22 protein-coding genes and 1 riboswitch are annotated in these 25,569 nt (G+C 31.6%); of the genes, 14 read left to right on the top strand and 8 right to left on the bottom strand.

What is annotated here, in order from left to right; translation table 11 throughout:
- Positions 1-523 precede the first annotated feature (523 nt).
- Positions 524-6,304: a putative Ig domain-containing protein gene (locus RWQ74_RS02215; RefSeq protein ID WP_314396382.1), complete on the top strand. Its 5,781-nt coding sequence runs from the start codon at positions 524-526 to the stop codon at positions 6,302-6,304.
- Between the two features lie 547 nt (positions 6,305-6,851).
- Here RWQ74_RS02215 and RWQ74_RS02210 read toward each other — a convergent pair.
- Positions 6,852-6,989 carry a hypothetical protein gene (locus tag RWQ74_RS02210; RefSeq protein ID WP_314396386.1) on the bottom strand — a complete coding sequence of 46 codons (138 nt, stop codon included), beginning with the start codon at positions 6,987-6,989 and terminating at the stop codon, positions 6,852-6,854.
- Between RWQ74_RS02210 and RWQ74_RS02205 the strand changes: the two genes are divergently transcribed.
- The 3 genes from RWQ74_RS02205 to RWQ74_RS02195 all read left to right on the top strand — a co-directional run bounded on the left by RWQ74_RS02205 (position 6,925) and on the right by RWQ74_RS02195 (position 8,315).
- Positions 6,925-7,269 carry a VanZ family protein gene (locus RWQ74_RS02205; RefSeq protein ID WP_314396379.1) on the top strand — a complete coding sequence of 115 codons (345 nt, stop codon included), beginning with the start codon at positions 6,925-6,927 and terminating at the stop codon, positions 7,267-7,269. The two genes, RWQ74_RS02210 and RWQ74_RS02205, sit on opposite strands and share 65 nt — an antisense overlap.
- A gap of 97 nt (positions 7,270-7,366) precedes the next feature.
- Positions 7,367-8,041, top strand: coding sequence for a response regulator transcription factor (locus RWQ74_RS02200; RefSeq protein ID WP_314396377.1), 675 nt, complete (start codon positions 7,367-7,369; stop codon positions 8,039-8,041).
- Between the two features lie 7 nt (positions 8,042-8,048).
- Positions 8,049-8,315, top strand: coding sequence for a UPF0223 family protein (locus tag RWQ74_RS02195; protein WP_314396375.1), 267 nt, complete (start codon positions 8,049-8,051; stop codon positions 8,313-8,315).
- Between the two features lie 3 nt (positions 8,316-8,318).
- Here RWQ74_RS02195 and RWQ74_RS02190 read toward each other — a convergent pair whose 3' ends face one another.
- Entirely contained in the window at positions 8,319-9,089 is a 771-nt protein-coding gene (locus tag RWQ74_RS02190; protein ID WP_314396373.1) for a class I SAM-dependent methyltransferase, read from the bottom strand.
- Positions 9,064-9,630, bottom strand: a complete 567-nt coding sequence (locus tag RWQ74_RS02185; RefSeq protein WP_314396371.1) for a 5-formyltetrahydrofolate cyclo-ligase — start codon at positions 9,628-9,630, stop codon at positions 9,064-9,066. Before RWQ74_RS02185 ends, RWQ74_RS02190 begins: the two co-directional genes overlap by 26 nt.
- A gap of 496 nt (positions 9,631-10,126) precedes the next feature.
- On the opposite strand from RWQ74_RS02185, the gene RWQ74_RS02180 reads away from it, so the two are divergent.
- The 9 genes from RWQ74_RS02180 to RWQ74_RS02140 all read left to right on the top strand — a co-directional run bounded on the left by RWQ74_RS02180 (position 10,127) and on the right by RWQ74_RS02140 (position 19,018).
- Entirely contained in the window at positions 10,127-11,341 is a 1,215-nt protein-coding gene (locus RWQ74_RS02180) for an ABC transporter ATP-binding protein (RefSeq protein ID WP_314396369.1), read from the top strand.
- Positions 11,341-12,162 (top strand): ABC transporter permease subunit, encoded by an 822-nt coding sequence (locus RWQ74_RS02175; RefSeq protein ID WP_314396367.1) that lies wholly within the window; start codon positions 11,341-11,343, stop codon positions 12,160-12,162. Before RWQ74_RS02180 ends, RWQ74_RS02175 begins: the two co-directional genes overlap by 1 nt.
- A 28-nt stretch (positions 12,163-12,190) precedes the next feature.
- The gene (locus tag RWQ74_RS02170; protein ID WP_314396364.1) at positions 12,191-13,369 is read left to right on the top strand and encodes an AraC family transcriptional regulator; all 1,179 of its coding nucleotides are present in this window, start codon (positions 12,191-12,193) and stop codon (positions 13,367-13,369) included.
- A 164-nt stretch (positions 13,370-13,533) separates the two neighbouring features.
- Positions 13,534-14,307, top strand: coding sequence for a type III pantothenate kinase (locus RWQ74_RS02165; RefSeq protein ID WP_314396362.1), 774 nt, complete (start codon positions 13,534-13,536; stop codon positions 14,305-14,307).
- Between the two features lie 115 nt (positions 14,308-14,422).
- Positions 14,423-14,968, top strand: a complete 546-nt coding sequence (locus RWQ74_RS02160; protein ID WP_314396360.1) for a TIGR00730 family Rossman fold protein — start codon at positions 14,423-14,425, stop codon at positions 14,966-14,968.
- A gap of 281 nt (positions 14,969-15,249) precedes the next feature.
- Positions 15,250-16,125: an Hsp33 family molecular chaperone HslO gene (gene hslO, locus RWQ74_RS02155; protein ID WP_314396358.1), complete on the top strand. Its 876-nt coding sequence runs from the start codon at positions 15,250-15,252 to the stop codon at positions 16,123-16,125.
- 108 nt (positions 16,126-16,233) lie between these two features.
- Positions 16,234-16,824 (top strand): xanthine phosphoribosyltransferase, encoded by a 591-nt coding sequence (locus tag RWQ74_RS02150; RefSeq protein WP_314396356.1) that lies wholly within the window; start codon positions 16,234-16,236, stop codon positions 16,822-16,824.
- Positions 16,825-16,841: 17 nt separating this feature from the next.
- Positions 16,842-18,305: an IMP dehydrogenase gene (guaB, locus tag RWQ74_RS02145; protein WP_314396354.1), complete on the top strand. Its 1,464-nt coding sequence runs from the start codon at positions 16,842-16,844 to the stop codon at positions 18,303-18,305.
- Positions 18,306-18,589: 284 nt separating this feature from the next.
- Entirely contained in the window at positions 18,590-19,018 is a 429-nt protein-coding gene (locus RWQ74_RS02140) for an SIALI-17 repeat-containing surface protein (RefSeq protein ID WP_314396352.1), read from the top strand.
- Between the two features lie 176 nt (positions 19,019-19,194).
- Here RWQ74_RS02140 and ribE read toward each other — a convergent pair whose 3' ends face one another.
- The 5 genes from ribE to RWQ74_RS02115 form a co-directional block, all read right to left on the bottom strand.
- A complete protein-coding gene (gene ribE / locus RWQ74_RS02135; RefSeq protein WP_314396350.1) occupies positions 19,195-19,656 on the bottom strand; it encodes a 6,7-dimethyl-8-ribityllumazine synthase in 462 nt (153 codons plus the stop codon).
- A gap of 13 nt (positions 19,657-19,669) precedes the next feature.
- Positions 19,670-20,845, bottom strand: coding sequence for a GTP cyclohydrolase II (gene ribA, locus RWQ74_RS02130; RefSeq protein ID WP_314396348.1), 1,176 nt, complete (start codon positions 20,843-20,845; stop codon positions 19,670-19,672).
- Positions 20,838-21,449, bottom strand: coding sequence for a riboflavin synthase (locus RWQ74_RS02125; protein WP_314396346.1), 612 nt, complete (start codon positions 21,447-21,449; stop codon positions 20,838-20,840). Before RWQ74_RS02125 ends, ribA begins: the two co-directional genes overlap by 8 nt.
- On the bottom strand, positions 21,434-22,504 hold the full coding sequence (ribD, locus tag RWQ74_RS02120; RefSeq protein WP_314396344.1) for a bifunctional diaminohydroxyphosphoribosylaminopyrimidine deaminase/5-amino-6-(5-phosphoribosylamino)uracil reductase RibD: 1,071 nt from the start codon (positions 22,502-22,504) through the stop codon (positions 21,434-21,436). Before ribD ends, RWQ74_RS02125 begins: the two co-directional genes overlap by 16 nt.
- Before the next feature lie 171 nt (positions 22,505-22,675).
- Positions 22,676-22,800, bottom strand: a riboswitch (FMN riboswitch).
- Positions 22,801-22,907: 107 nt separating this feature from the next.
- Positions 22,908-24,251: a sodium-dependent transporter gene (locus tag RWQ74_RS02115; RefSeq protein ID WP_314396342.1), complete on the bottom strand. Its 1,344-nt coding sequence runs from the start codon at positions 24,249-24,251 to the stop codon at positions 22,908-22,910.
- Positions 24,252-24,786: 535 nt separating this feature from the next.
- Between RWQ74_RS02115 and RWQ74_RS02110 the strand changes: the two genes are divergently transcribed.
- Positions 24,787-25,464, top strand: a complete 678-nt coding sequence (locus RWQ74_RS02110; protein ID WP_314396340.1) for a hypothetical protein — start codon at positions 24,787-24,789, stop codon at positions 25,462-25,464.
- Positions 25,465-25,569: the final 105 nt, after the last annotated feature.

The following is a 25,569-nucleotide window of genomic DNA, read 5'->3' as shown; positions in this document are numbered from 1 at the left end:
ACATCCACATGTCTAAATTAAATATATATGTGTCCAGAATTTTGGGTACACATCATTTCTCAGAAATCACGATTTTTGAGTCACTCCCAAAATAAAATACAATTTAAAAATTATTTTTATTATATTAACCTAAATTATTATATTTTTATTTTCTAAAGTTATTTAGTGGAAGATTTTAAATAAAAAGCAAAGAAAAAAACTCTCTAATTAGCACTTAGTAAGATTATAATAATTTAAATCCAAATATTAAATTATATTAAATTTGTATTAAAATTATATTAAAAATATTTACTTAGGATCATAATTTGTGGTATACTTTTGGAGTATTGTCTATGTGTAATAGAGATAATGAATATCTAGAATTTAATAGCTTTTTATTGAGTTTATAGTGATAAGTTAAATAATAAAGAATTTATCTTTAAGGTATAATAAATCTTCAGAGCTTTTTAAGTTTTTATTAGTTATTATCTATATGTAAGAGGAATTAAAGAAATATATTTATAGAAGGAGATCATTTAATTATATGAAGTTAGAAAAAAGACAGAAATATGCGATACGTAAACTTAGTGTCGGTGTAGCATCGGTTCTTGCTGCACAGTTTTATGTGGGTACTATATCAGACGTTCCAGAAGTGCAAGCTGGAGAAGTTGTTGGTACTGAGGTAGCGAATAAGATAGCTGATGTATCAGCCGGGAAACCTAAAGATATAGAAGATGAGGTTATAGGTAAAAAACAAGATAGTACAGTTGAAAATTCTACAAACACAGAAACAAAACCAAAATCAGAAGAAAATCCAAATTCTGTGAATCTAGGAATACCAAAAAAATCTGAAGAAAAAGCTGACAAGAAGACTACCGATAAAGTAGACTCTAAAGAAAAAGAAGCAGAAAAAACTTCAGAAGCAAAAGAAAAAGAAGATAAAAAATCTTTAGAGAAAAAAGAAGTTCAAGAAGCTAAGGATACTTTATCAAATAGACTTTTGGAATCTAGGGCAGTTAGCCAAGAAGCTGAAAAATATATAGCAGGAAAAGAAGTTAGTGCAGAAGTTAGAACTAAATTAACCATGAATTTAGAGAGTTCTAAGCAGGAAGAGAGTAAAGCACAACAACTTTTAACAAAAGATAAAGCGACTCTAGAAGAATTAAATAACAGTGTGCGAACTATAGAAGCGACGCTTGAGGTTTTATACTTAGAGCTTAGAGGAGTAGGGCATTCAGGGAAAGTTAGTTATAGGTTGGATGCGGAGACAACTTCAACTCCGACAGTATTTACTCCGATATCTAAGACAGTGTATTCGTATTTAGCTAATGAATCTACTAATGTAGAATTCTCAGTATCAAAAGAATTTGTTGATTCACAAAAAGATGGAAATCAATATTACAATGATTATGATGTTGTTCGAGAGTTTGAGCTGAATAAGGATGCTAAAGACTTAGGTTTTGGCAGAATTTACGACGGATTTCTTGAGTTTAGAGCTCGAATAGGAAATACTATAGAACCTGGTACTTATCATCCTGGTTTTATATTCAAAGGTAAAGAGTATACAACAGAACTAGTAGTGAAATCGGTTAATGAACTACCTTATATCACTGTCGAGAATGAGTCTGGCTATAGTATTGTTACCAAAGATGGTCGTGAAATAACACTAAGTTATAAAACTGGAACTAGCCGTATAGATCCTAAAGAAGGAGTTGAATTAACTCAGGGAGCCAAAGACCTAGGGTTAACTTATGATTCTACCAATCAAAGAATTTCAGGAAAAATAACTTTAGATAAGACTGTTAAAGAAGGAACTTATGATATTGGTTTAGTTTCTAAAGACGGTCAATATAAAAAGAGTATACCTCTAACTATTAGAAATCCTGGAACTTTTGAAATAAATACACGCAGGTACGCTTCTTATATTTTAAACCCTAGTGCAGCAGATGGTTCAGAAAGTAATTTGGTTATTCCTACAACAACCTTTGGATACGCTATAGGTTATGATAGTGAAAATGTTAGTTATTATAATCCGGAAATCTATAGTTCTTATTTAAAAGGCTACAATTATTTAAACGACCCATACGTTAGAAGAACAATTAAAGATGCTAAAAAAGATACTCTTCATTATTACACTGAGTTTGGATTACGTTTTACAGATAGTTCTGTTCCTTTGGATAAGGTAAGAATTGATAAGTTTGAACGATTAGATAAAAATACTGATGTAGCATATGAACTAGTTGATATTTCTAAAGGTGAATCTCATAATTGGGATATTAATTATAGTTATGAAGATAAAAATCCTTACCGAGTAAGGTTTACAAAACTTCCTAAACAGCAAGAAAACTTTATAATTAAGTTTAAAACGACGGATAGTTTTGGGACTGAAAAAATATTCACGGTGCCTGTTAGAACTCAGGAACGTGCGGTAGCTAATGATAGAGATAATAGATTGAATTATTACTTGACTCATGCTGATGTACTATTTAAGGCAGATAAACTTTATCAAGTGGAAAATCCAATTCCAGTGGCAATTGAAAAAAAATCAGAAACTCAAGAACTTGGTGACTTAGTATTAAATAAAGAGAATGCAGAGTTAATGAATATAACAGCTTCTGAAGGAATTACAATTACAAGAAGAACAGATGATCCAACTAAATACAAGATTACAAAAGAAAATGGGGTAATCTTACCTGTAGGTGTTCATAAGATTACAGCGAAAGCTAAGGATGGACACTATGGAGAAGATGCTCCAGTACGAGAATTTACTTTCGAGGTAATGGATGGATTAAATGCCATTGGTGATCAGACTTGGACTGAAGGTCAAGTAATTCCAAATATTCCTGTTTCAATGACAAATGGAAGTAAGATTACGAATTTAACGGTTGAATCAGAGGGAGACTATATCTGGCTAAGCCCTAATGCGGATAATACAGGGGTAGTAGGATACGCTTTAAAGAAAACAGATAAACCTCAAACAGCTTATGTTACGGCTACGTATATGAATAATGCAGGTGAAAGTCGTCAGATTAAGACGAAGTTTACTTATGAGGTAAATGCTTCACCAGTAACGGAGTTATCTTTAGAGATTTCTAATGATAAACAAACGGTATCAGAAGGAACTAAATTTGCTGATATGGTGATAACAGCTACAGAAGGGGCTACAGTCACAGTTGATTCTGCTAAGTTGCCGGAAGGAATAAAATATGACGAAAACAGTAAGACTTTATCAGGAACTGGGCAGTATGAAGGTCGTTATTTTATACCGGTAACGGCTACTAAAGACAATAAGTCAATCACTAAGATAGTAGACCTTACAGTAACTCCAGGAAGTTTTAATGTTCCAACAGCTAATTACACTTATACGGCAGGAGAACCAATTCCACCGATTACTCTTAAACTACCTGCAAATGCTAATGTAAGTTCAGTTGGAGGTACTTTGCCAAGAGGTTTAAATTGGTCTACGGATAATAAAACTATAACTGGAACACCAACTCAAGTAGGAACATTCCAAGCATATGCTTATGTTTATAGAACTGATAAATCGGGGAATAACCAGTATGCATATGCTAATATAAATATCACAGTAAACAGTGTACCGCTAAACTTTTCTATTCCTGATAATGAAAAAAGAGTAAAAGTTTTAGATGAACTGCCACCGATCAACCTTCAAGCAGATGGTGCGGTGCTATCGATAACTTCAGGTTCACTACCTCCAGGTGTAAACTATGATGCTACAACTAAAACAGTTTCAGGAACGCCAACAAAAGTGGGTACTTATACAGCGACATTTACAGCAACTAGTCCGACAATTAGTGGTAATTCAACAGCAAGTGCAACGTTAACGATTGAGGTAACACCACGTGATTTAAGTGTTGATGTAAAGGATAAGGAACAAGAAATAGATGTTCTAAGTGCTATAGAAGGTTTAGTTTTAACCCCTTCTGACGATAAAGCAAGATTAGAAGTAGATACAAGTAAACTTCCGCCAGGAGTTACTTACGATCCAGCAAGTAGAACAATTTCTGGAACACCATCTAAAGTGGGAGAATACTTAATTCCATATAAGGCTACTTTCCCAGAAATGGCAGAATCACCAGTTGATGGGGGACATATTAAAATTAATGTTCGCCCACTTCCAGTAAGTATTAATGTTACAGAAAAAGAGCAAACTATTCGACTTGGTGAGACTATTAAAAGTATGGTTGTTTCGCACAGTGAACATTCAAACTTAGGGGCTCGTTATTTAAGTGTAGATTTACCAGAAGGAGATATAGATTCTTACCTTGAATCAACTGCAGGATTAAATTATAATTCTGCAACGCATACAATTAGTGGAACTCCAACCAAGCCTGGAACATATATAATTCGCTTGAAAGCAACGCTAGATTCTGAATTGTTAGGTAAAGGAACTTCAAATGATAATGCAGAAGCAACTATTATTCTAAAAGTAGTAGATGACCCAGTGTCATTAGACATTAAAAATGATCGACAAATGATTGCCTTAGGAAAAACAAGCCTTCGCCCAATTACTTTTACAGTACCAGATGGAGTTTCACTTACTGTGGATACAACAAAATTACCAGCGGGTGTAACGTATGATGAATCTGCTAAGACTATTTCAGGAACACCAACAGTAACTGGGGCATTTGATATACCAGTAACGGTAACAAGTGCAGGAGGTAAGTCTATTACAAAAGACATTACAATTGATATTGTAGACTTAACGCCGCCGACACCATCGACTCCGACAGTTACAGTGGAAGAAAACAATGATGGAACTCATACAATTACGATTTCACAACCAGGAGGACAACCAGTGTCAACCGTTATTAAGAATGGTAAAGATGGAGAAACTCCAAAAGTCAAAGTAGCTCGTGATGAAACTACGAAAGAAACGACATTGACGTTCTATAGCGATAAGAATTCAAATAACCAGTTTGACGAAGGAACAGATACGGTTCTAGGGACATCCGTGATAAAAGATGGTCAAGACGGGGTAGCTGGGGCTAAGGGTGAAAAAGGTGAAACTGGAGCAACTGGAGCAAAAGGGGACAAGGGTGAACAAGGTCCTCAAGGGGAACGCGGTCAAGATGGAGTAGCCGGACCAAAAGGTGATAAGGGCGATAATGGGAAAGACGGCTTTACACCTGCAGTTAGTGTTGTAACAAATCCAGATGGAAGTCATACAATATCAATTACTCAACCAGATGGAAAAGATCCAATTACAACAACTATTAAAAATGGAGAAAATGGTCAAGATGGTCGTGCACCAAGTGTTGAACTAAAACCAATTTATCCTGCACAACCTCGAAGCGCGAGAAGAGCAAGAAGTGTGGACTCTACTCCTGCTCCTCAACCGACAGCTAAACCAATCGGGGTTCATATTACGGTTTACTACGACAATGATAATAATTTAACGTACAATACTGGTGATACATTAATCAGTGAGGAAGATATCTATAATGGAGTAGATGGTCGTGATGGAATTGATGGTAAATCATCTACAATTGAAACAAAAGAAAACCAAGGTGGAACATACACAATTACTATTATAAATCCAGATGGATCAAAACGAGAAATCGTTGTAAAAAATGGACAAGATGGTAAATCATCTACAATTGAAACAAAAGAAAATGCAGATGGAACGCGTACTATTGTTATTACAAATTCAGACGGAACTAAGCAAGAGTTCGTAGTGAAGAATGGAAAAGATGGACGCGACGGAAAGGATGGAATCGATGGTAAATCATCTACAATTGAAACAAAAGGAAATGCAGATGGAACGCGTACTATTATCATTACAAATCCAGATGGAACTAAGCAAGAATTAGTAGTTAAAGATGGTAAAGATGGTCGTGATGGTAAGGATGGTAAATGTGCTTGTGAAGACAAACCAACTAATGATAAACCGCAAGGACCAAAAGAGGACAAACCAGAACACCCACGTGAAGATAAACCACAAGAACCAAAAGGTGATAAACCGGAAACACCACGTGAGGACAAACCACAAGAACCAAAAGGTGATAAACCGGAAACACCACGTGAGGACAAACCACAAGAACCAAAAGGTGATAAACCAGAAACACCACGTGGGGACAAACCACAAGAACCAAAAGGTGATAAACCAGAAACACCGCGTGGGGACAAACCTCAAGTTCCAACGAGAGCTCCAGAACAATTAGTACCGACTATAGAAAGTGTTGAAGTGGATGCTCAAAAAGGAATGTTAGCTAAGACAGGTGAAGGGAAAACTGATACTTCAGTCTTCATAGGAAGTACGGTGTTACTTGCACTTTATCTACTTAGAAGAAAAGAAAATTAAAATAACTTGTTAGTGGAATATAATTGATATTTATTAATCAGATTTAGTAAGGTTCGCTACTAGGTTGTAGTATTCTGCAAATATATTACTAGGGCGACTCTGTTAAATTGATTTTTTCGAAATCATATTTAAAGAATCGCCCTCTATTTTTCGTATAACAGATAAAATTTTAAAAGAAGTTGGGAGTGACTCAAAAATCGCGATTTCATAGAAATCGATTTTGTCGAGTCCCCTACAGTTTATTAGATATCTAAAAAGCTTTTATAAAGCTGATTTAGATATCAATAAACCACTGCGTCTATGAGTTATCATATACACTTTTTTAAAATTTAGGACTTTTGGGTCAGCCTCTCTATAAAATTAAATTTTCATTTATAATAAAAAATAATAATTTTCATTATATGAGTAATTTAGAGAAAATATTATGTTTTTTAGCTGATTATAAAAAAAATAAAAGTATTTTTTTGCTTATTTTACTTACAAATATTATCATTAATTTGAATAATGTGGTATCATAGAAAGTAGGAAAAAAATATTAAAATAAATACTAAGGAGAAATTATTATTAAACTTTTATATAAGAAATACTTTTCATTAATAATATTAATTTTAGTTTGTACAGTGATATTTTTATTTTCTAGCCAAGCTGGTCCAGAATCATCAAAGATTTCTAATGATTTAATCATAAGAAAATTAGGACATTTTAGTGAATATATGGCTTTAGGTTTTTTCTCGTTTTGTTATTCGACAAACATATTTATGGAAAAAGACAAGATGAGAGATTTTAAAAAAACGGTGATATTAAGTTTTCTGTTTTCTGTTCTTTATGCCTCAAGTGATGAATTCCATCAGACTTTTGTAGCAGGAAGAGATGGGAACATCGTTGATGTAGTAATAGATAGTAGTGGGGCTTTAGTAGGAATATTATTGTCTAGTATTGTATATTTTCTTATAATAAAAAAATAGTAAAAAATATTGTAGTTTTTAGTTGTATTTTTTTTTGAAAAGTTATAAAATAAGAACCTAGATAGATTAAATAGAAAAATATAAGGAGGAGTTACTGATGCTTAGAGCACTTATTGTAGAAGATGACAAATTATTAGCTGCGTCATTAAAAGCTGCGATTGCAGAAAAATTTGATGCTGATGTTTGTTATAATGGATTAGATGGACAAAAACTTGTTGATGAAAACAAATATGATTTTGTAATAGCTGATAGTATTTTACCTGGAATGGGTGGAATAGACCTACTTGATTATATTCGAGAAGGAAAAGAACAAAAAACACCAGTAATAATTATAACTATAGCTGAATCAACTGAAGAAAAGGCTAGAGTTATGAAATATAGAGTAACAGAATATCTACCGCGTGTAGCAGATGCTTCTCTTTTACTGACGACTATGTCAAATTTACTTCAACGTGAAAGTAATTTAAAAGGTGAGAATGAAATTACTTATAATGATTTAGTATTAGATCTTAAAAATGAATTGGTATCATCTAGCGAAGGGACACTTGATACTATTAAAGGGAAATACCTTGAACTATTATCATTCTTTGTAATTAATAATAACATCGTACTTGAAAAAGAAGAAATATTTGATCGAGTGTGGGGTGTTGATTCAGAAACAACTATAAACGCTATCGAAGTTTATATTTCGGGATTAAGAAAAGAACTACGAAAAATTGGTTACGATAAGAACTTAAGAACAGTTCGTGGTGTTGGATATACATTTGAGTAGGTAACGTATGGAATTTAACTATCCAATAGATTATACATTATATAATACAGATGAGATAACTATTATTATTAAATTTTTAGATTTAATAGAAGAATGTTATTTATCAGGAGTGGAATTAGCAGAGTTTAAAGCCGCATATAAAGACTTTAAGAGTGTAGTTCGAGCTAAGTCTGAGGAGAATTCTTTGTATCGTGATTTCAAAGAAATCACTGGATATGATGGTTATCAAGCTGTAAAAGAAATGAAAAATGAAAAACCAAAAATTAAGCTTTAAAGCTTAGTTTTTGGTTTTTTGATTTATATTGAGGAATCCGAAGTGGAATTTAGTGTTTTTTCTAATTATTCTTATAAAGTTGTATTTTTCAAATACATTGTCCTTGAAGTGAGCTTTAATAATAATCTTGTCTCTTGCAACCCGATATGCTTCTTTTATGAATTCATCATATGGAAAATGATTATCGGCAAGGGGCGTTATCCCGTCTAGATTATTAGATTCAGTTATATCATGTGAAAACATTGGATCAAAGTATATTATATCGAATGCATTATCAGGAGTTCTTTTTAAATAATCTATGCAATCGTAGTTATGAGTTGTAATTTTTCTCATAGCTTTGTTTATTTCTTCATTAGGAGATATATAATTTTTAAGTCCGGTACTTGTTATTAGGTGTATAATCTTATTTTTCTCAATAGAAGTAACGTTGTGTCCATAATAACTTAGTAGAATGCTGTCACCTGCAAGACCCATCGTACAATCTAGAACACTTTGTTTTTCTTTACCTATTATTTCAATTAGAGGTTCATTGTCCGAATTTTTTATTTTTAATGCAGTTGTATCTAAATGAAAGAAAAATTCTGAATCGTTTTCGAAATAACTAAGTTTGTTTTTATAAATAACTATTACACCTCTTACGGTTTCTAGTAATTGTTTAATAGTTGTTTTATTTCTTTTGATATAGTTTAAATTTAATTCATTAGCTAGTTTTTGTGCTTGGTTATTTAATTCTAGGGTGGTTTTTACACTAGTTGTTATTATTATATCTTTCATTGATTATTAATGTTTGCTCCTCTGTTATTATAATATCCACTTTTTTATCATGTTTCTCAGTAGGGATTTTTTCTTGAAGTAATTTATCATAAGATAAACCGATGCTAGTTTTATGCTTATTTGTTGCGAAATATTTATCATAATAACCTTTACCGTAGCCAAGTCGATAACCCTTTTTGTCAAACACTATAGAAGGTGTAATTACTAAATCAATCTCCTCATTGTAGTAAGTGGTACTAGTAGGTTCTAGTATTCCAAAATGCCCTGGAGCTAAATCATCTATAGATGTAATATGTACTAGATTCATTGTTTTGTTATCAATTTTTGGTACAAAAATTTGTTTTTTATTTATCCATTTTTTTATAAATGGTAAGGTTGCGATTTCGCTGCCAAAACCAACGAAGATAAATACTTTCTCAGCAGATTCAAATAATTTATTTTTTTCAAGATTTGAAAAAATTTTAGATGATGCATCATTTCTATATCTCTCTGTTAGATTATTTCGTTCTATAATAAATTTTTTTCTAAGTTCTTTTTTCATAATAATTTCACCTCAATTTATATTATATCATAAATTTAAATGTAATTTAGATTTGATTATAGTGTAGGTTATTAATAAGGTTATGTAAATGAAAAAAAGTACATTATATCTGTAATAATAAATTTTATAGTTTAGCATTTCCAAAGGCTAATATAAAAACAAATATAGATTTTAGCAACAATTAAACTTATAATGAAATCATAAATGTTATATATTAATTTTTAGAATTTTTATAATAATGTATGTACAAGTATAATCAAAATTTTAAGAAAATATAAATGAATGAAAATGTTATGGGTGTTGCTATATAAGGATTTCCAATTTTCATAAGAAAAAGAAAAATATATAAATAGAAAAATCTTAAATTAGAGTTTGTAATATGTAAAGAAAGAAAGTAGTAAAATAAAAAATAATTATTCATTATTTAATGGAAATAATAGTATAAATATGATATAATATAAAAGAAAATTTATGAGAAAGGAATCTTCTACAAATAATGACAAATTCAGAAAAAAATAAAGATATATTAAGTAATGAAGAATTGAGAATAAATAGTAAAAAATCTGAAGATTATGCAAGTTTACTTGAAAAAATTAGAAAACAAGTAGACATAGAAAATTCTTCTATATACACTAGAAAGACAAGTGATGTGCAGGAAAACCGTGAAGAGACGGTAATAATGCCTGTAGTTAAAGAAAAAGTTGATGTTCATGCGGAAACAGTAGTATTAGATAGAAATGAGCTAGTACATGCTGTTGAAAAAGAACAAGTAAGAGAAGTAAAGAAAGAAGTGGAAGAAAGTCCAGTAGTTCTTGAAGTTTTAGGGTTAAAAAAACGTATTGGCTTAAAAACAATTGTTGAGGATATCACTTTTGATATGCGTGAAGGAGAGATTATTGGACTATTAGGTCCTAACGGTAGCGGTAAAACTACAATAATGAGAATGATGGTTGGATTAACTAAAGTATCCAAAGGAGATGTTTATTGCTTTGAGAAGCCTTTAGGTTTGGGTAAGACTACTATGCTTAAAGAAGTTGGAGCGATGATTGAAACACCTGAGTTTTATAACTATATGTCTGGATGGTCTAACTTAAAACAAAATGCTCGTGTTTGTGGTAAAAAAGTTACAAGAGCGCGAATGAAAGAGTTAGTAGAATTCGTTGGGCTGAAAAAAGTTATAAGAAAAAAAGTTAAAACTTATTCGCTAGGTATGCGCCAACGTTTAGGATTAGCTCAAGCGTTACTTAATGATCCTAAAATTTTAATTCTTGACGAACCAGTAAATGGTTTAGATCCGCAAGGAGTGCAAGACTTCCGTAATAAACTTAAAGAAATTGCAGCAACAGGAGTTTCAATTTTAATTTCATCTCATTTATTAGATGAAATCGAAAAAGTTTGTGATAGAGTTATCGTAATTGAAAAAGGTAAAATTATTGCAGATGATAAATTAGAAAATCTTGTGGCAGATGAAGTTATTAAAACATTAATAAAAACTTACGATGTAGAAAAAACGGAAAGATTAGTAAGAGAACTAGGTGTTAAATATGAGTTAACTAAAGATGGCTTTGTATTTGAAAATCTTAACCGTGAGGAAAAAGCTCGTATTATTACATATCTAGTTAATAATAATGTAGAATTAGATACAATTCGCGAATTACATACATCATTAGAGGATCGATTCCTACAAATTACAGGAGGGGAGAGAAAATAATGAAATTATTAATAAATGAATTTATAAAAGATTATAAAAAGAAAACTACGTGGCTATATTTCTTGCTGTCATTTGGGATTATTTTACTAAATAGTTATTTTACAAAAAAACAATTTGAAGATGGTATCGATGCGGTGAAAATATTAAGCGGAATAACAGTAGTTTCAGCTGCACTTGCTTTGGTATTCTCATTAATTATGTTAGCTAATAATCTATCTCAAGAGTATTCAAAAGGAACTATTAAATTCTTATACACAAAACCAAAATCACGTTCTGCAATACTTACTGCGAAAATAGTTTTAGCGTTTATCAACTACATTATTTTCTTAGTAGTAGGAACAGTATTTGACTTTTTAACAAAATACTATGTGTTTTTTGATAGAAAAGTAGGTTTAAACCACTTGAAGGATACTATAGAAGAAGGATATTTTGGTAGAACAGTTGCTAAACAACTAATCATTACAAATTTAGCAGATTTAGCGGTGTTTATCTTCTTTGTTGCTATGGTTGTATTAGTTTGTGTAGTGTTTAAAACACAAATTTTATCACTAGTATTAGTAATGCTGTCACTTTTAGGAACTGGATTAATACAAGGTCTAACAGTTTTTGCTGTTTCAAAATATTCATGGGCAAAATACCATATGTTTGATGTTCCATTATTTAGTGATTACTATAAAAATGAAGCAGCTCGAAATGCTGTAAGGGAAGTATTTAAGTTTGATAATGCAAATGCATTAATTATCATGCTAGTAGCATATAGTGTTGTATTCTTTACAATTTCATACATTGTAAATGCAAGACGTGATATTACAATAGATTAAAATTAAAAGTCGTTAGGAGGTAGGTAAAATGAGAAGTTCATTCAAAAAAATTGAGCGAATTAAGGATATTTTAGATTTAAATGGAGATGTATTGACTTATAAATATACTGATGAAGAAATACGTTTTAACTTAGGAGAAGAGCAATTAAGTAGTATTTTCAGTAGATTTATTAAGAGAAATTTACCAAAAATTAAAGAAGGGTTACATGCAGGCAAATTAGTAAAATGTCAAAGTGGATTGGGAATTTCTTGTTTATTCATACCGAGTGAAAATGAAGAAGAGTTTTACTTAATTACTCCATTTTTAGAGTATTTAATACCAACAAAATTATTCCAAGAATCACTAACTAAGTATGGTGCAAGTATTAGTGAATTAATTCGTGATGTGTATTTTTCATTGCCAATCACACCAAGAAAGAAATTCAACTATTTAATAGAATTATTAGTAGAAAGTGAAGATGTAGACTTCTTAGATGCAATTGTCTTAATAGAAGATTCAAGTGTAAAAAATGTAAGAAGAACGGCTTCTAGAAAAAATACATATTTAAACGGAATTTTAGAGAGTGAGGTTAAGTTTAAACATGAAATCTTAGAAGCTGTAGTAGATGGGAATATTTCTCGTGTAAATATGCTGTTCGATCTTCGTCAAAGAAATCACGGGGTAGAAGAAAATCATATTGAACAAGGTGTTAATGTTCGTCGTAGAAAATCATATAATATGAATGATTTATTACGCTATGCTTTAGAACAACATAATGATGATTATTTAGGTATTGAAGAATTATGGGTTAAGATTAAAAATAAACTTGATAACTATGATTTATCAGAAGACGTTATTAGAAGCTATTGCTTACTTGTAGATAGAAATAAATATAAAGACAAACAGGCTGTAGTACGTAACTGTATAGCATATATTAATGATCGTATTTCAGAGAAAATAAGTTTAGATAATGTAAGTGATTATCTAGGTGTGAATAAGAGTTATCTATCTTCAATCTTTAACAAAGATATGGGGATTAGTATTGTAGATTATATTCATGATAAACGTATTTCTAACGCTTGTTATTTATTAGCGAATACTGATTTTTCAATTTCAGAAGTAGCTGATTATATTGGATATTTTGATACAAGTTACTTCATTAGAATATTCAAAACTCTAGTGAAAATGACACCACTTAAATATAGAGAGTCGTTATCAAGAAGATAATAGAAAGAAAGATTGTTGGCTAAAAGGGTAGTCAACAATCTTTTTTAATTTTGCTAGTAGTTTAATTTATTGACTCTAATATATTTGTATTTTACTATTTGCATTAGAATAATTGTGGTATAATATAATCATTCTTAAAATAAGTTAATCATAGGAGATTGTAGATGATTTTTGCATTAGATGTTGGAAATACGAATATTGTACTAGGGGTATTTGGTAGTAATTATAAGATGCTTCATTCTTGGCGCATCGCCACAGATAATACCAAAACTGAAGATGAACTTTATGTTATTATTCGAAATTTCTTCATTGATAAAGGGATAAAGTTTGAAGATTTTGATGGCGTAGTTATCTCAAGTGTTGTTCCAAAGATGATGTTTGCTCTAGAACTACTGAGTAAAAAATATTTTGAAAAAGAACCGGTTATTGTTTCAGCGGAAATTAATACCGGAATAAAAGTTCCGGAACCTTATAGTAGTAAGCTAGGGGCGGATCGTGTTGTTGATATCGTTGGCGCGAAAGTTAGTTCATATTTACCTGCTATTGTAGTAGATTTTGGAACAGCGACGACTTTTGATTGTGTAGATGAAGATATGAATTACTGTGGTGGAGTTATTTGCCCAGGTATGAATATTAGTGCAGAAGCTCTATATTCAAGAGCAGCTAAGTTACCAAGAGTAGAATTTGAAGCTGTAAGTAGTTCGTTAGGTTTAGATACAACTAGCCAAATGCAAGCGGGATTATTTTATGGCTTCTTGGGACAATTTGAAAATATCATTAAGCATCTGAAACAAGATTTAGATAAAGATTATAAAGTTGTATTAACAGGTGGTTTATCTAAATTTATAGCCAAATATAGTGATGTAGTTGACGTAGTTGATGAAGAGTTAACGCTAAAAGGTATTATTGAATTATATAAAATGAATAAAGAAAAATAATAATTATTAATACTTTCTATATACTAAAGATTTACCACTCTATTTTGGGAGGTAAATCTTTTACGTGAAATAAATAAAGATAACTCATCAGATATTTAAAAGGAGGCTAGTAACAATGAAAATTACAGTTTTTTGTGGAGCTAATAATGGTGGAAATGAAGCGTATAAAGAAAATGCTATTGAACTGGGTAAATGGATTGCTGATAACAATCACACGCTAGTTTACGGTGGAGGTAAAGTAGGTCTAATGGGTGTTATAGCTGATACTGTATTAGAAAATAATAGTGAAGTTATCGGTATAATGCCTCAATTTTTAGTAGATAGAGAAATTAGTCACACTGGTATTACTGAGTTTATTATTGTTGACGACATGTCTGTAAGGAAGGATAAACTGGTTGATTTAGGCGATGTATTTGTCGCTTTACCAGGTGGTCCTGGAACATTAGAAGAAATATCACAGGTGATTTCATTGGTTCGAGTAGGTAAAAAAGATGCACCATGTATTTTAATGAATGTTGATGGATACTATGATTTTCTAGAACAATATTTTGATAAGATGGTTGAAGAAGGATTTTTAACTATAGATGATAGAGAAAAAACATTATTTACTGATAGTATAGCTGAAATGCAAGAGTTTATCGTAAGTTATACAAATAAATAAGAGAAGAAGTAGTTATGTTAGCGAGATTGACCAAAAAGTCCTAAATTTTAAAAAAGTGTATATGAGAACTCATAGACGTAGTGGTTTATTGATATCTAAAATCACTTTATAAAAGCTTTTTAGATATCTAATAAACTGTACGGGGGTGACAACCAATTTCTTCGAAATCACGATTTTTTAGTCACTTCCATAAATATATAGACAATAATAAAAATTAAATGTATAATAGAAAATCGTAAGAAATTTTTAGAAGTATAAAAATTTGAAAGGAATTAATTTTAATGAAAGATTATTTAATTAGAGGCCTAGCCTTTAATGATGAAATTAGATTTTTTGTAACAAAAACTACAGATTTAGTAGAAGAAATTAGACAAAGACATGATGCGTATCCAACGGCGATTGCAGCAGTAGGACGTACTGCTACGGTTACTACTATGATGGGAGCTATGCTTAAGAGTGGTGATAAAATTGATGTTGCTGTGCGTGGAGATGGTCCTGCGGGGACAATATACGCTTCATCAAATGAAATTGGAGAAACTACAGCATATGCAAAAAATATGCAAGTTCATATCCCGAGTAATACACAAGGGAAACTTGATGTAAAAGGTGTAGTAGGTGGTGGTAATATTACAGTAGTGCGTGATTTAGGATTAAATGAGAAATATACTACTACGTCTCCAATCGTATCTGGAGAAATCGCTGAAGACTTCACATACTACTTCGCAGCTAGTGAACAAGTACCTTCTGCAGTATCTTTAGGAGTATTAGTAGAAACTGATAATTCTGTTATAGCTGCAGGTGGATTTATTTTACAAGTACTTCCAAATGCAACTAATAATACAATAACAAAGATTGAAAAAGCAATTAGTAATATTAAACCTATTTCTACACTTATTCATGAAGGAAAAACACCTGAGGAAATTGCAAATATTATTTTTGGTGGTGAAGAGAATTATCGTATTTTACATAAAAATGATGTTATGTTTAAATGTACTTGTTCTAAAGAACGCTATGCAGATGCTTTAGTAACATTAGGTAAAGAAGAGTTGGAAGATATCGCTAAACAAGAGACAACAGAATTAGTTTGTGCATTTTGTAAAGAAAAATATCATTTTTCTCAAAATGAAATAACTGACTTATTAGACAATTTAAAATAATATTATGAATAAAGAGCCTTAATGAATAACATTTCATTAGGCTCTTGAATTTTTAATGAAAGTTTGGTATCATAAGTAAAATTACTCAAAGTTTATATAGGAGAAGTTATGGAATTACTAAGAGAAATGGTTATTACCGATGGTAAAGTTTATGATAATAATGTCCTAAAGGTTGATTCTTTTTTAAACCATCAAATTGATGCAGGTTTAATGATGAAAATGGCAGAATCTTTTTATGAGTATTTTAAAAAAGAGAAGATAACGAAGATTTTGACGATTGAGGCAAGTGGTATTGCACCGGCAATTATGGTTGCTAATTTATTTAAGGTGCTAATGGTGTTTGCTAAAAAGAGTAAGCCATCTACTTTAAAAAACAACGATATTTACACTGCAAAGGTTCATAGCTATACTAAGAATATAACTAATACTATAGTAGTTTCTGAAAAATTCATTAATAAAGATGATAAAGTTCTTATAGTCGATGATTTCCTTGCTAATGGGCAAGCTACTCTAGGGCTTATGGAAATAGTAGAACAAGCTGGGGCTGAAACTGTAGGTGTTGGTATCCTAGTTGAGAAAAGTTTCCAAGATGGTAGAAAATTATTAGACGAAAAGAATGTCAATGTTTGTTCTTTATGTAGAATTGCTTCTCTTGAGAATAATGAAGTTAAATTTAATATATCTGATGATGAAAAATAAGAAAGGATTTTAATAAAATGTGGGAAAATAAATTTCAAAAAGAAGGTTTAACATTTGATGACGTACTTTTAGTACCAGCAAAAAGTGATATCTTACCTAAGAAGGTTGATTTAAAAGTTAGTTTAACAGAGAAAATCAAATTATCAGTACCTGTTATTTCTGCTGCAATGGACACAGTAACAGAGCACAAAATGGCGATTGCAATGGCACGTGAAGGTGGTCTTGGTGTTATTCACAAAAACATGAGTATAGAAGAGCAAGCTGAAGAAGTAAGAAAAGTTAAACGTTCAGAAAGTGGAGTTATAACAGATCCTTTCTTCCTTACACCGGATAGTGTAGTATATGAAGCAGAAAACTTAATGCAACAATATAAAATCTCAGGTGTACCTATTGTAAACAATGAAAAAGACATGAAAGTAGTAGGAATTATTACTAACCGTGATATGAGATTCTTAACAGATTTCGATATTAAGATTAGCGAAGTTATGACTAAAGAGCACCTTATTACTGCTCCGGAGAAAACTACTTTAGAAGAGGCTAGTGAAATTCTACGTGGTCACAAAATTGAGAAGTTAATTTTAACTAATGAAGAAGGTAAATTAACAGGATTAATTACTATTAAAGATATTGAAAAATTAGCTAAATACCCTAACTCAGCAAAAGATGCTAAAGGACGTCTTTTAGTTGCAGCGTCTGTAGGAATTACAAATGATACGGTTGAACGTGTTGATGCTTTGGTATCTGCAGGGGTAGACGCTATCGTAGTAGATACTGCTCACGGACATTCTAAAGGGGTATTAGATGCAGTTAAAACATTAAGAACTAACTATTCAGAATTAGATATTATTGCAGGGAATGTTGCAACAGGAGAAGCTGCTCGTGATTTATTCGAAGCTGGGGCTGATGTTGTTAAAGTTGGTATTGGACCAGGATCAATTTGTACTACACGTGTAGTTGCAGGGGTAGGAGTACCACAAATAACTGCTATCTATGATTGTGCGACAGTAGCTCGTGAATTAGGAAAAACAATTATCGCCGATGGTGGAATTAAATACACAGGTGATGTAGTAAAAGCTATTGCAGCTGGTGGTCATGCAGTAATGTTAGGTTCTATGCTTGCTGGATGTGAAGAATCACCAGGTGAATTAGAAATCTTCCAAGGTAGAACATTTAAAGCATACCGTGGAATGGGATCAATTTCCGCAATGGAAAAAGGATCTAAAGACCGTTACTTCCAAGAAGACGGTAAAAAATTAGTTCCAGAAGGAATCGAAGGACGTACACCTTATAAAGGTGCCGTTTCTGAAACAATTTATCAAATTATCGGTGGATTACGTGCAGGTATGGGTTATACAGGTTCACGTGATTTACGTGCACTTCGTGAAAACTCACAATTTGTTCGTATGACAGGTGCTGGATTAATCGAATCTCACCCACACGATGTTCAAATCACAAAAGAAAGTCCAAACTACTCTAAATAATATGGATAATAAAGAAGGTAGGAACTTGAAATTCAAGTTCCTAGCTTTTTTGTGAAATTGGGTATAGAAAAAATTAATAAGTTGTTTAGTTTTCTTATTAATCTTTAGAAGATTTTGCTTATTTTGGTTCAGTTTATTCTCAAAAAATTCAAAATAACTACATGTTTAAGCTTACGGTTAGTTTATTTTAAATAATTAAAAAATATCTCATTTTTCTATTGACAATATATATATATATATATAATAGATGTAAACATATTAAGAAAAAGGAGATTTTATATTTTATGAAATTAAATAAATTTTTAGCAGTAGCTGTAGCAGCTACAGTATTACCATTATCAGTAGCACATGCTGAAGGACCAGTAGTGCACGATGTACCAGAATTCAAAGGTGGAGTAAACGGGCCTGGATTAGTAAATGAAAAGCCAGACTACGGTGAAAAATTAGTTGCACCTGAAGCGTTAAATAAAGATAGAGTGTACTTAGGAGAAGATGGAAAACTTCATGCATACGAAGGAGTAAATGGTCCTGGAGCAGTTCACGGCGTTAAACCTTATGGAACTTCATTAGTAGCACCAGAAGTACACACAAAACCTGAGTTCAAATTACCAACACAAGGATCTAACGATACTTTCGGTCCAAGAAAAGGGCAAGCACCAGCTAAAGCTCAAAATGGACAAAAAGTTTTACCAAAAACATCAGCTGTAAAATAATATTATTTAAATACTTTACTTTAAATAATAATTAATATTTATACGAACAGATATTAAGAGGGAGTAATCCCTCTTTATTTATACTAAAAAATAATACAGGGAAGAAATTGTTTTTCATTCCCTGTATTTATTATGTATAATAAATTTTTTGAAAGTCAGATCAAGTGTAGTATTTCTTAGATTTGTTTAGTTAAATCTATCATCTCAAGAAGACCTTGCGCACAATCGCTACCTTTGTTTCCTGCTTTTGATCCCGCTCTTTCGATAGCTTGATCGATATCTTCAGTAGTTATTACTCCGAACATAACAGGGATATCACTATTAAGACTAATGTGACCAACACCTTTTGCAACTTCATTACAAACTAGGTCATAGTGACTAGTACTTCCACGAATAACGCTTCCTAATGTAATAATACCATCGTATTTATTTGTAGCCACTAATTTTTTAGTAATAAATGGAATTTCAAATGCCCCTGGTACCCAGTATACATCGATATTTTCTTCTTTTACTTCATTTCTAATAAGTGTGTCTTTAGATCCACCTAATAATTTAGAAGTAATAAATTCGTTAAAACGAGCTACTACAATCGCTACTTTAATATCTTTTCCTATAAATTTTCCTTCAAATGTTGTCATAATAATATTCTCCTTATATATCTAATAAATGATTAAATTTAATTTTTTTTGTTTGTAAATAGTATTTATTTTCTTTTTGTGGTTTTATGTTTATTGGAACACGGTCTACTACATTTATTCCTAAAGAACTTAGCTGTTCTACTTTATCTGGATTATTAGTAAGAAGTTTTACTGATTTAATACCTAAGTAATCAAGCATGTCTACTGCTATAGTATAGTCTCTTTCATCTGGAGCAAAACCTAGTTGAACATTAGCTTCGTAAGTATCAACCCCTTGCTCTTGCAGTTGATAGGCAAGAAGTTTATTACGTAATCCTATTCCTCGTCCTTCTTGTCGTAGATAAAGAACTGCACCACGACCTAAGTCGGAAATTTTTTGAAGTGCTGCATGTAGTTGTTCACCGCAATCACATCTATGAGAAGTGAAGACATCTCCAGTTAAACACTCTGAGTGAACTCGTATTAATAATGGTTCTTCAGAAGTTAAATCACCTTTACTAATAATTAGGTGTTCTTTATTAAATTCATCTTCGAACAGCTGCAAATCAAAATCCCCAAATTCTGTTGGTAATTTTACTTTTACGCTGTCGTTAAATGACAAAAAACGTGTTAACTCATCTAAATCCACGACTGTTAAATTCCATTTTTTAGCGAATTCATACAAGTCATCTCTTCTAGCCATAGTTCCATCTTCATTCATAATTTCACAGATATATGTTGCTTCAGAACAACCAGCTAGTCTAGCTAAATCTAAACTTGCTTCTGTGTGTCCGCGACGAACTTTAATTCCACCATCACGACCAATAAGTGGGAACATATGACCAGGTCTATTGAAATCCTCTGGTTTAGAATTTGGATTTGCTAATTCTTTTATAGTTGTTGCTCTTTCAAAAGCTGATATTCCTGTAGTTGATGTTTTGTAGTCTACACTTACAGTAAAAGCCGTCTCATGAGGGTCTGTGTTTTTATCTAGCATAGAGTGTAGATTTAATCTTTTTGCAATCTCAGTTGAAACTGGTGCGCAAATTAAACCACGTGCATGTTTTGCCATAAAGTTAACAGTTTCACCAGTAACTAGTTCCGCTATTCCTACTAAATCTCCTTCAGCTTCTCTGTCATCATCATCAATAAGAACGATTAATTTTCCAGCTTTCAAATCTTCTATTGCTTGTCTTACGTTATTAATCATTAAACTTTCCTCCAAATAGTTTTAATTGAGCTTTAATGTATTTTGCTAATATATCTGTTTCTATATTTACACTATCACCGATTTTTAATTTTTCTAAATTTGTATGTTTAGCTGTATGTGGAATCAGCGACACAGTAAATTTGTTGTTATCACAAGTTACTACTGTTAAGCTTATTCCGTTAATTGTAATAGAACCTTGGTTAATTATTTCACCTTGGAATCTACTAGGATATGAAAAAGTAAGTAGAATGGCATTCTCATCTTTTTGTCTTGCGGCTAATTGTGCTAAACCATCACTATGTCCAGAAACTATATGACCTTCGAATCTGTCTGAATGCCCCATTGCAGGTTCTAAGTTCACGGTATCATTTATTTTTAAATCTTTAAATGTGGTTCTTTTATAAGTCTCTGGCATAATATCTACAGTAAACTGTGATGAACTTTTTTGAACACATGTTAAACATACACCGTTTACCGCCATACTATCACCAATTTTGTACGTTTCTAGTAAATTCTTACTTGCTTGAATAGTCAGTTTTATACTATGACTAGATTTAATAATTTTTACTATTTTTCCTTGTTCTTTTATTAATCCTGTAAACATTGAGATACTCTCCTTCCTGAGATTCTTATATCATTACCGAGTTTTGTAACTTTAGTATCTTGAAGTTGTATTTTTTCATTTGTTAGCCTATTGCTAGTGAAAGATGAAGTATTGTTCCCTCCTAAAAGAATAGGAGAGATATATGTTATGACTTCATCCCAACAACCGCTAGCAAGGAATTGATCATGAATAGAAGGACCTCCTTCAACATAAACTGATTGAATACCAAGTTTCGCTATTTCAGCGACTATTTCATTTATACTAAATTCTTTTGGTGTTATAACTGTTACATGAGAAGGTAGATTTTTATGATTAAATTTTGAAAAAACTATAACTTCAGATGAACTATCTTTAAATAGATTAAGATTACTTTTTTCAAAGATAGAACCTTTGGCATCTAGGATAATTCTTTTTGGCGGGAACAATGATGTATTAGCGCCAGTTAACTTAGGATTGTCTATTAAAACAGTTTTTGCTCCTACTAGAATTGCTTGATAATTATCTCTTTCACTTCTGACGAAATCATAAACTTCTTTACCGGTAATTTGAGTTTTTTCGTTGTTAAAAGCTAGTTTTCCATCGAGACTAGTAGCTTGCTTTAAAACTACATAAGGTCTTTTTTCTGTATGAAATAGATTATAAGCATAGTTTAAATTATAAGCTTCTCTTTCAAGAACACCAGTTATTACTTCTATACCATTATCTTGCAAATATTTGATACCTTTTCCGCTAACGATAGGATTAGGATCTAATTGAGCAATGACTACCTTAGAGATACCCATTTTTAAGATAGCATCTGTGCAAGGGGGTTGTTTACCTTTATGATTACAAGGTTCTAAAGTGACATAAAGTGTTGAATTAAATAATTTTTCAGGAGTTTTGCAAGTAGAAATTGCATTTTTTTCGGCATGTTCACAGCCGTAACGAAGATGCGAACCCCTTGCGATAATTTCATTATCTTTTACTATAACTGCTCCGACTAGAGGATTAGTATGTGTATATTTAGTTCCACGCTTTGCTTCAAGTAGAGCAAGGTTCATAAAATATTCATGCATAATATCAACTCCTTTCAAAATAATAAAAATCCCAATTGCATTTGAATTTCAAATTTAATCGGGATTGATGGTTAGTTTTATATTCGATTAATAGACCTTAGAACTTTTAGATGTACTATAGGCTATAAAAATATTCTCAATAAGTATTAGGTATTTTTATCCTAATATTACTAATTTCTTCTCCCATCCAGACTATACTGTCGGTTCTGGAATTTCACCAGATCAGCTTGCGCTCACGGACTTCTAGTAAACTAGTCACCGCCGGTTGGGACTTACACCCGACCCCGAAGAAATATTTAATTCATGATTTAATATTAACACTAATGAAAGCGATTGTCAATGATAAAAAATAAAAACTATCACAAAATATGAAATATATGATGTGATAGTTTTATTTGATTTATTATAAGAATTGTGCTAAACAAACGATAAGGATAATAACTGGAAGTATATATCTTAGTAAGAATAGCCACACTTTGAATAATACTAAGCTAGATTTTTTATTTTCATCTATGTGTAATTGTTCTAGAGCTACTTTTTTATCAAGTACATATCCAGTGAATATTGATAAAGCAAGACAACCAAGTGGCATTAGAATATTAGATACTAAGAAATCCATTAAATCGAAAATTGTTTTTCCAAATATTAATGTATTAGACAGTGATCCGTAAGATAGAGCAGAAGGAATTCCAACGATAAAAGTTAAGATTCCGATAATTACACTGAATTTAGTACGGTTAGTATTTCTTTGATTAGTTATATTTCCTACATTAATTTCTAACATTACTACTGATGAAGTAATAGTAGCAAATAAGAATAATATTAAGAATAAGATGTAGAAGATTTTACCGAATGCCATATTGTTGAATAACTGTGGTAATACTATGAATAATAAACTCGGACCACCTTCAGATTCCATACCGAATGAACTCATCGTAGGAAAGATTGCCAATCCAGCCATTACAGAAACTGCAATGTTCATTAATACAACAGAGATACCAGACTGAACTAGGTTAGTTCTTCTGTCAAGGTAAGAAGCATATGTAAGCATAGCTGTAACTCCGATTGACAATGCGAAGAATGATTGTCCTAGTGCGAATAAAATACCAGAACTAGTGATTTTAGAAAAATCAGGTTTTAGGAAGTAAGTAACTCCAGCCATTGCATTTGGTAATGTTAATGATCTTGCGATAATTACTAAGAATATAATGAATAATAGTGGCATCATGATTTTTGATGCTTTTTCAATACCTTTTTGAACACCACGAGATACTATAAGAATATTCAACAAGATGAATAAAGCCTGAGCTCCTAATGCAATCCAAGTATTTGAGATAACACTCGTGAATAAGGCAGTGTGATCGCCAGTAGCATGAAGCCCAAGAGCATCGGCAACTGAAATACCTAAGTATACTAAAATCCATCCACCGATAACACTATAGAATGATAGTAAGATGAATAGGGCGAATCCACCTATATAACCAATAATATTATAATTTTTATTTTTTCCTAGTTTACCAAAAGTTCTAATGGCTGAAACTCCAGCCCCACGACCAAGTACGAATTCAGCAAGAAGTAGTGGTAGTCCAATTAAAAGAGTGAAGATAAGGAAGACTAGTAAGAATCCACCTCCACCATTTGCTGCGGTCATGTATGGGAATTTCCATACAGCCCCAAGACCTATCGCAGATCCCGCTGAAGCAAGTATGAAACCTATTTTAGAACTCCATTTTGAATTTTCTGACATAAAATTTTTCCTCCTGTTAATTGATAATAAATAAAAGCTATTTAGAAAATACTAAATAGCTTTTAAAATATATATAATACTATACTCAAGGCCATTTAGTATTTTTACCAATGGCCTGAAAACATGTTTAACTAGCCATTGTAGACATCGTTGCACTTATATCTACAATGCTATGAGATATAAGTGCTGCTAAAATGGCACGAAAAAGTATTCTCTTTTACTAGTTAAAATTTTAGTTTTCATTATTGAGTAGCTCCTTTATTAATTGTAATTAAAATTTTAACATTTATCTGAAAATATGTCAATTGTTTTTTGTTATCTTTATGAAAAAAAATAAAAGGTACATTGTATAATTAAGTGCATAAAAGATATAGAAAAAAACATATATATTTTACTATATCTCATGTAAAAAAAGCTTGCGTTTTTTTTTTTTGATATAATAACTTTAATAAAACTTTAAAAAATGAATTTGAAAAATAAGTTTTTTAACATTTTTTTAGTTTTTATTATTACATATATAGGAGGAAGTTTAATAATGAACAAAAATATTAAAAAGGTAGTAGCAGCTACAGTAGTTGTTGGATTAGCAGTAGCACCAGTAGCAGCTCAAACAACTGCACCAGTAGTACAAGCTGCTGAACAAGCTCAATCAAAACACGTTTCAGTTAAATTTGTACAAAATGAAAAAGGTAACTTCGTACAAGTTACTGCAACTCAATATGTACAAGCTGCAAAAGTTACAATTTCAGTTGATGGAAAAGGCCAATACACAGTGAACGTTGGAGATCTTAAAAAAAATGAAACTAAATTTGTACCTTTCAATGTAGATGCTAAAGTAGGAAACGGATTTGCTCCAAAAGCATTACCAAAAACTGCTGCAGTAACAGAGAACGTAACAATCTCAAAAACTATCAACTCTCACTTAGTAAGAGCAACAGTTTCTTACAAATACGATGATGGTAAAGCAGTTGTTAAACCTGAAGTTCCTGGAGATAAAGCAGGAAACAAAGGGGGAGGAGATGTATCAGTACCAGCTCCGGCATCAAGTGATAAGCCGGGGGCAACACCAAATCCAGAAAAACCAGTAGATGCACTTGCACCAGCACAACCAGCGCCGAAACCTGTAATAAAAACGGGGCCAGTTAAAACTGAGCATTCTACTACACCGCGAACAATGGACCCTGGAACATTCGATCCTAGATTATTCGAGTAAGGATATTAATATATATAATAGATGTAATCCTTGATTTTGGATTATATCTATTTTCTTTTGATATTCTTTATTACATAAAAAACAGACTCTAGAAATCTAGAATCT

The sequence above is a fragment of the uncultured Gemella sp. genome (assembly GCF_963525165.1).
Taxonomy (GTDB): domain Bacteria; phylum Bacillota; class Bacilli; order Staphylococcales; family Gemellaceae; genus Gemella.
Note: the sequence above shows the minus strand (reverse complement) of the source record. Positions and strands in the feature narration are given on the sequence as shown.

Coding starts and splice junctions, on each gene's coding strand:
- RWQ74_RS02215 (WP_314396382.1), top strand. CDS start 524: ATGAAGTTAGAAAAAAGACAGAAATATGCGATACGTAAACTTAGTGTC.
- ribD (WP_314396344.1), bottom strand. CDS start 22,504: ATGCATGAATATTTTATGAACCTTGCTCTACTTGAAGCAAAGCGTGGA.
- RWQ74_RS02150 (WP_314396356.1), top strand. CDS start 16,234: ATGGAATTACTAAGAGAAATGGTTATTACCGATGGTAAAGTTTATGAT.
- RWQ74_RS02140 (WP_314396352.1), top strand. CDS start 18,590: ATGAAATTAAATAAATTTTTAGCAGTAGCTGTAGCAGCTACAGTATTA.
- RWQ74_RS02180 (WP_314396369.1), top strand. CDS start 10,127: ATGACAAATTCAGAAAAAAATAAAGATATATTAAGTAATGAAGAATTG.
- RWQ74_RS02200 (WP_314396377.1), top strand. CDS start 7,367: ATGCTTAGAGCACTTATTGTAGAAGATGACAAATTATTAGCTGCGTCA.
- RWQ74_RS02170 (WP_314396364.1), top strand. CDS start 12,191: ATGAGAAGTTCATTCAAAAAAATTGAGCGAATTAAGGATATTTTAGAT.
- hslO (WP_314396358.1), top strand. CDS start 15,250: ATGAAAGATTATTTAATTAGAGGCCTAGCCTTTAATGATGAAATTAGA.
- RWQ74_RS02190 (WP_314396373.1), bottom strand. CDS start 9,089: ATGAAAGATATAATAATAACAACTAGTGTAAAAACCACCCTAGAATTA.
- RWQ74_RS02185 (WP_314396371.1), bottom strand. CDS start 9,630: ATGAAAAAAGAACTTAGAAAAAAATTTATTATAGAACGAAATAATCTA.
- ribE (WP_314396350.1), bottom strand. CDS start 19,656: ATGACAACATTTGAAGGAAAATTTATAGGAAAAGATATTAAAGTAGCG.
- RWQ74_RS02175 (WP_314396367.1), top strand. CDS start 11,341: ATGAAATTATTAATAAATGAATTTATAAAAGATTATAAAAAGAAAACT.
- RWQ74_RS02160 (WP_314396360.1), top strand. CDS start 14,423: ATGAAAATTACAGTTTTTTGTGGAGCTAATAATGGTGGAAATGAAGCG.
- RWQ74_RS02110 (WP_314396340.1), top strand. CDS start 24,787: ATGAACAAAAATATTAAAAAGGTAGTAGCAGCTACAGTAGTTGTTGGA.
- RWQ74_RS02195 (WP_314396375.1), top strand. CDS start 8,049: ATGGAATTTAACTATCCAATAGATTATACATTATATAATACAGATGAG.
- RWQ74_RS02165 (WP_314396362.1), top strand. CDS start 13,534: ATGATTTTTGCATTAGATGTTGGAAATACGAATATTGTACTAGGGGTA.
- RWQ74_RS02210 (WP_314396386.1), bottom strand. CDS start 6,989: ATGATTAAATCATTAGAAATCTTTGATGATTCTGGACCAGCTTGGCTA.
- ribA (WP_314396348.1), bottom strand. CDS start 20,845: ATGATTAATAACGTAAGACAAGCAATAGAAGATTTGAAAGCTGGAAAA.
- RWQ74_RS02115 (WP_314396342.1), bottom strand. CDS start 24,251: ATGTCAGAAAATTCAAAATGGAGTTCTAAAATAGGTTTCATACTTGCT.
- RWQ74_RS02125 (WP_314396346.1), bottom strand. CDS start 21,449: ATGTTTACAGGATTAATAAAAGAACAAGGAAAAATAGTAAAAATTATT.
- guaB (WP_314396354.1), top strand. CDS start 16,842: ATGTGGGAAAATAAATTTCAAAAAGAAGGTTTAACATTTGATGACGTA.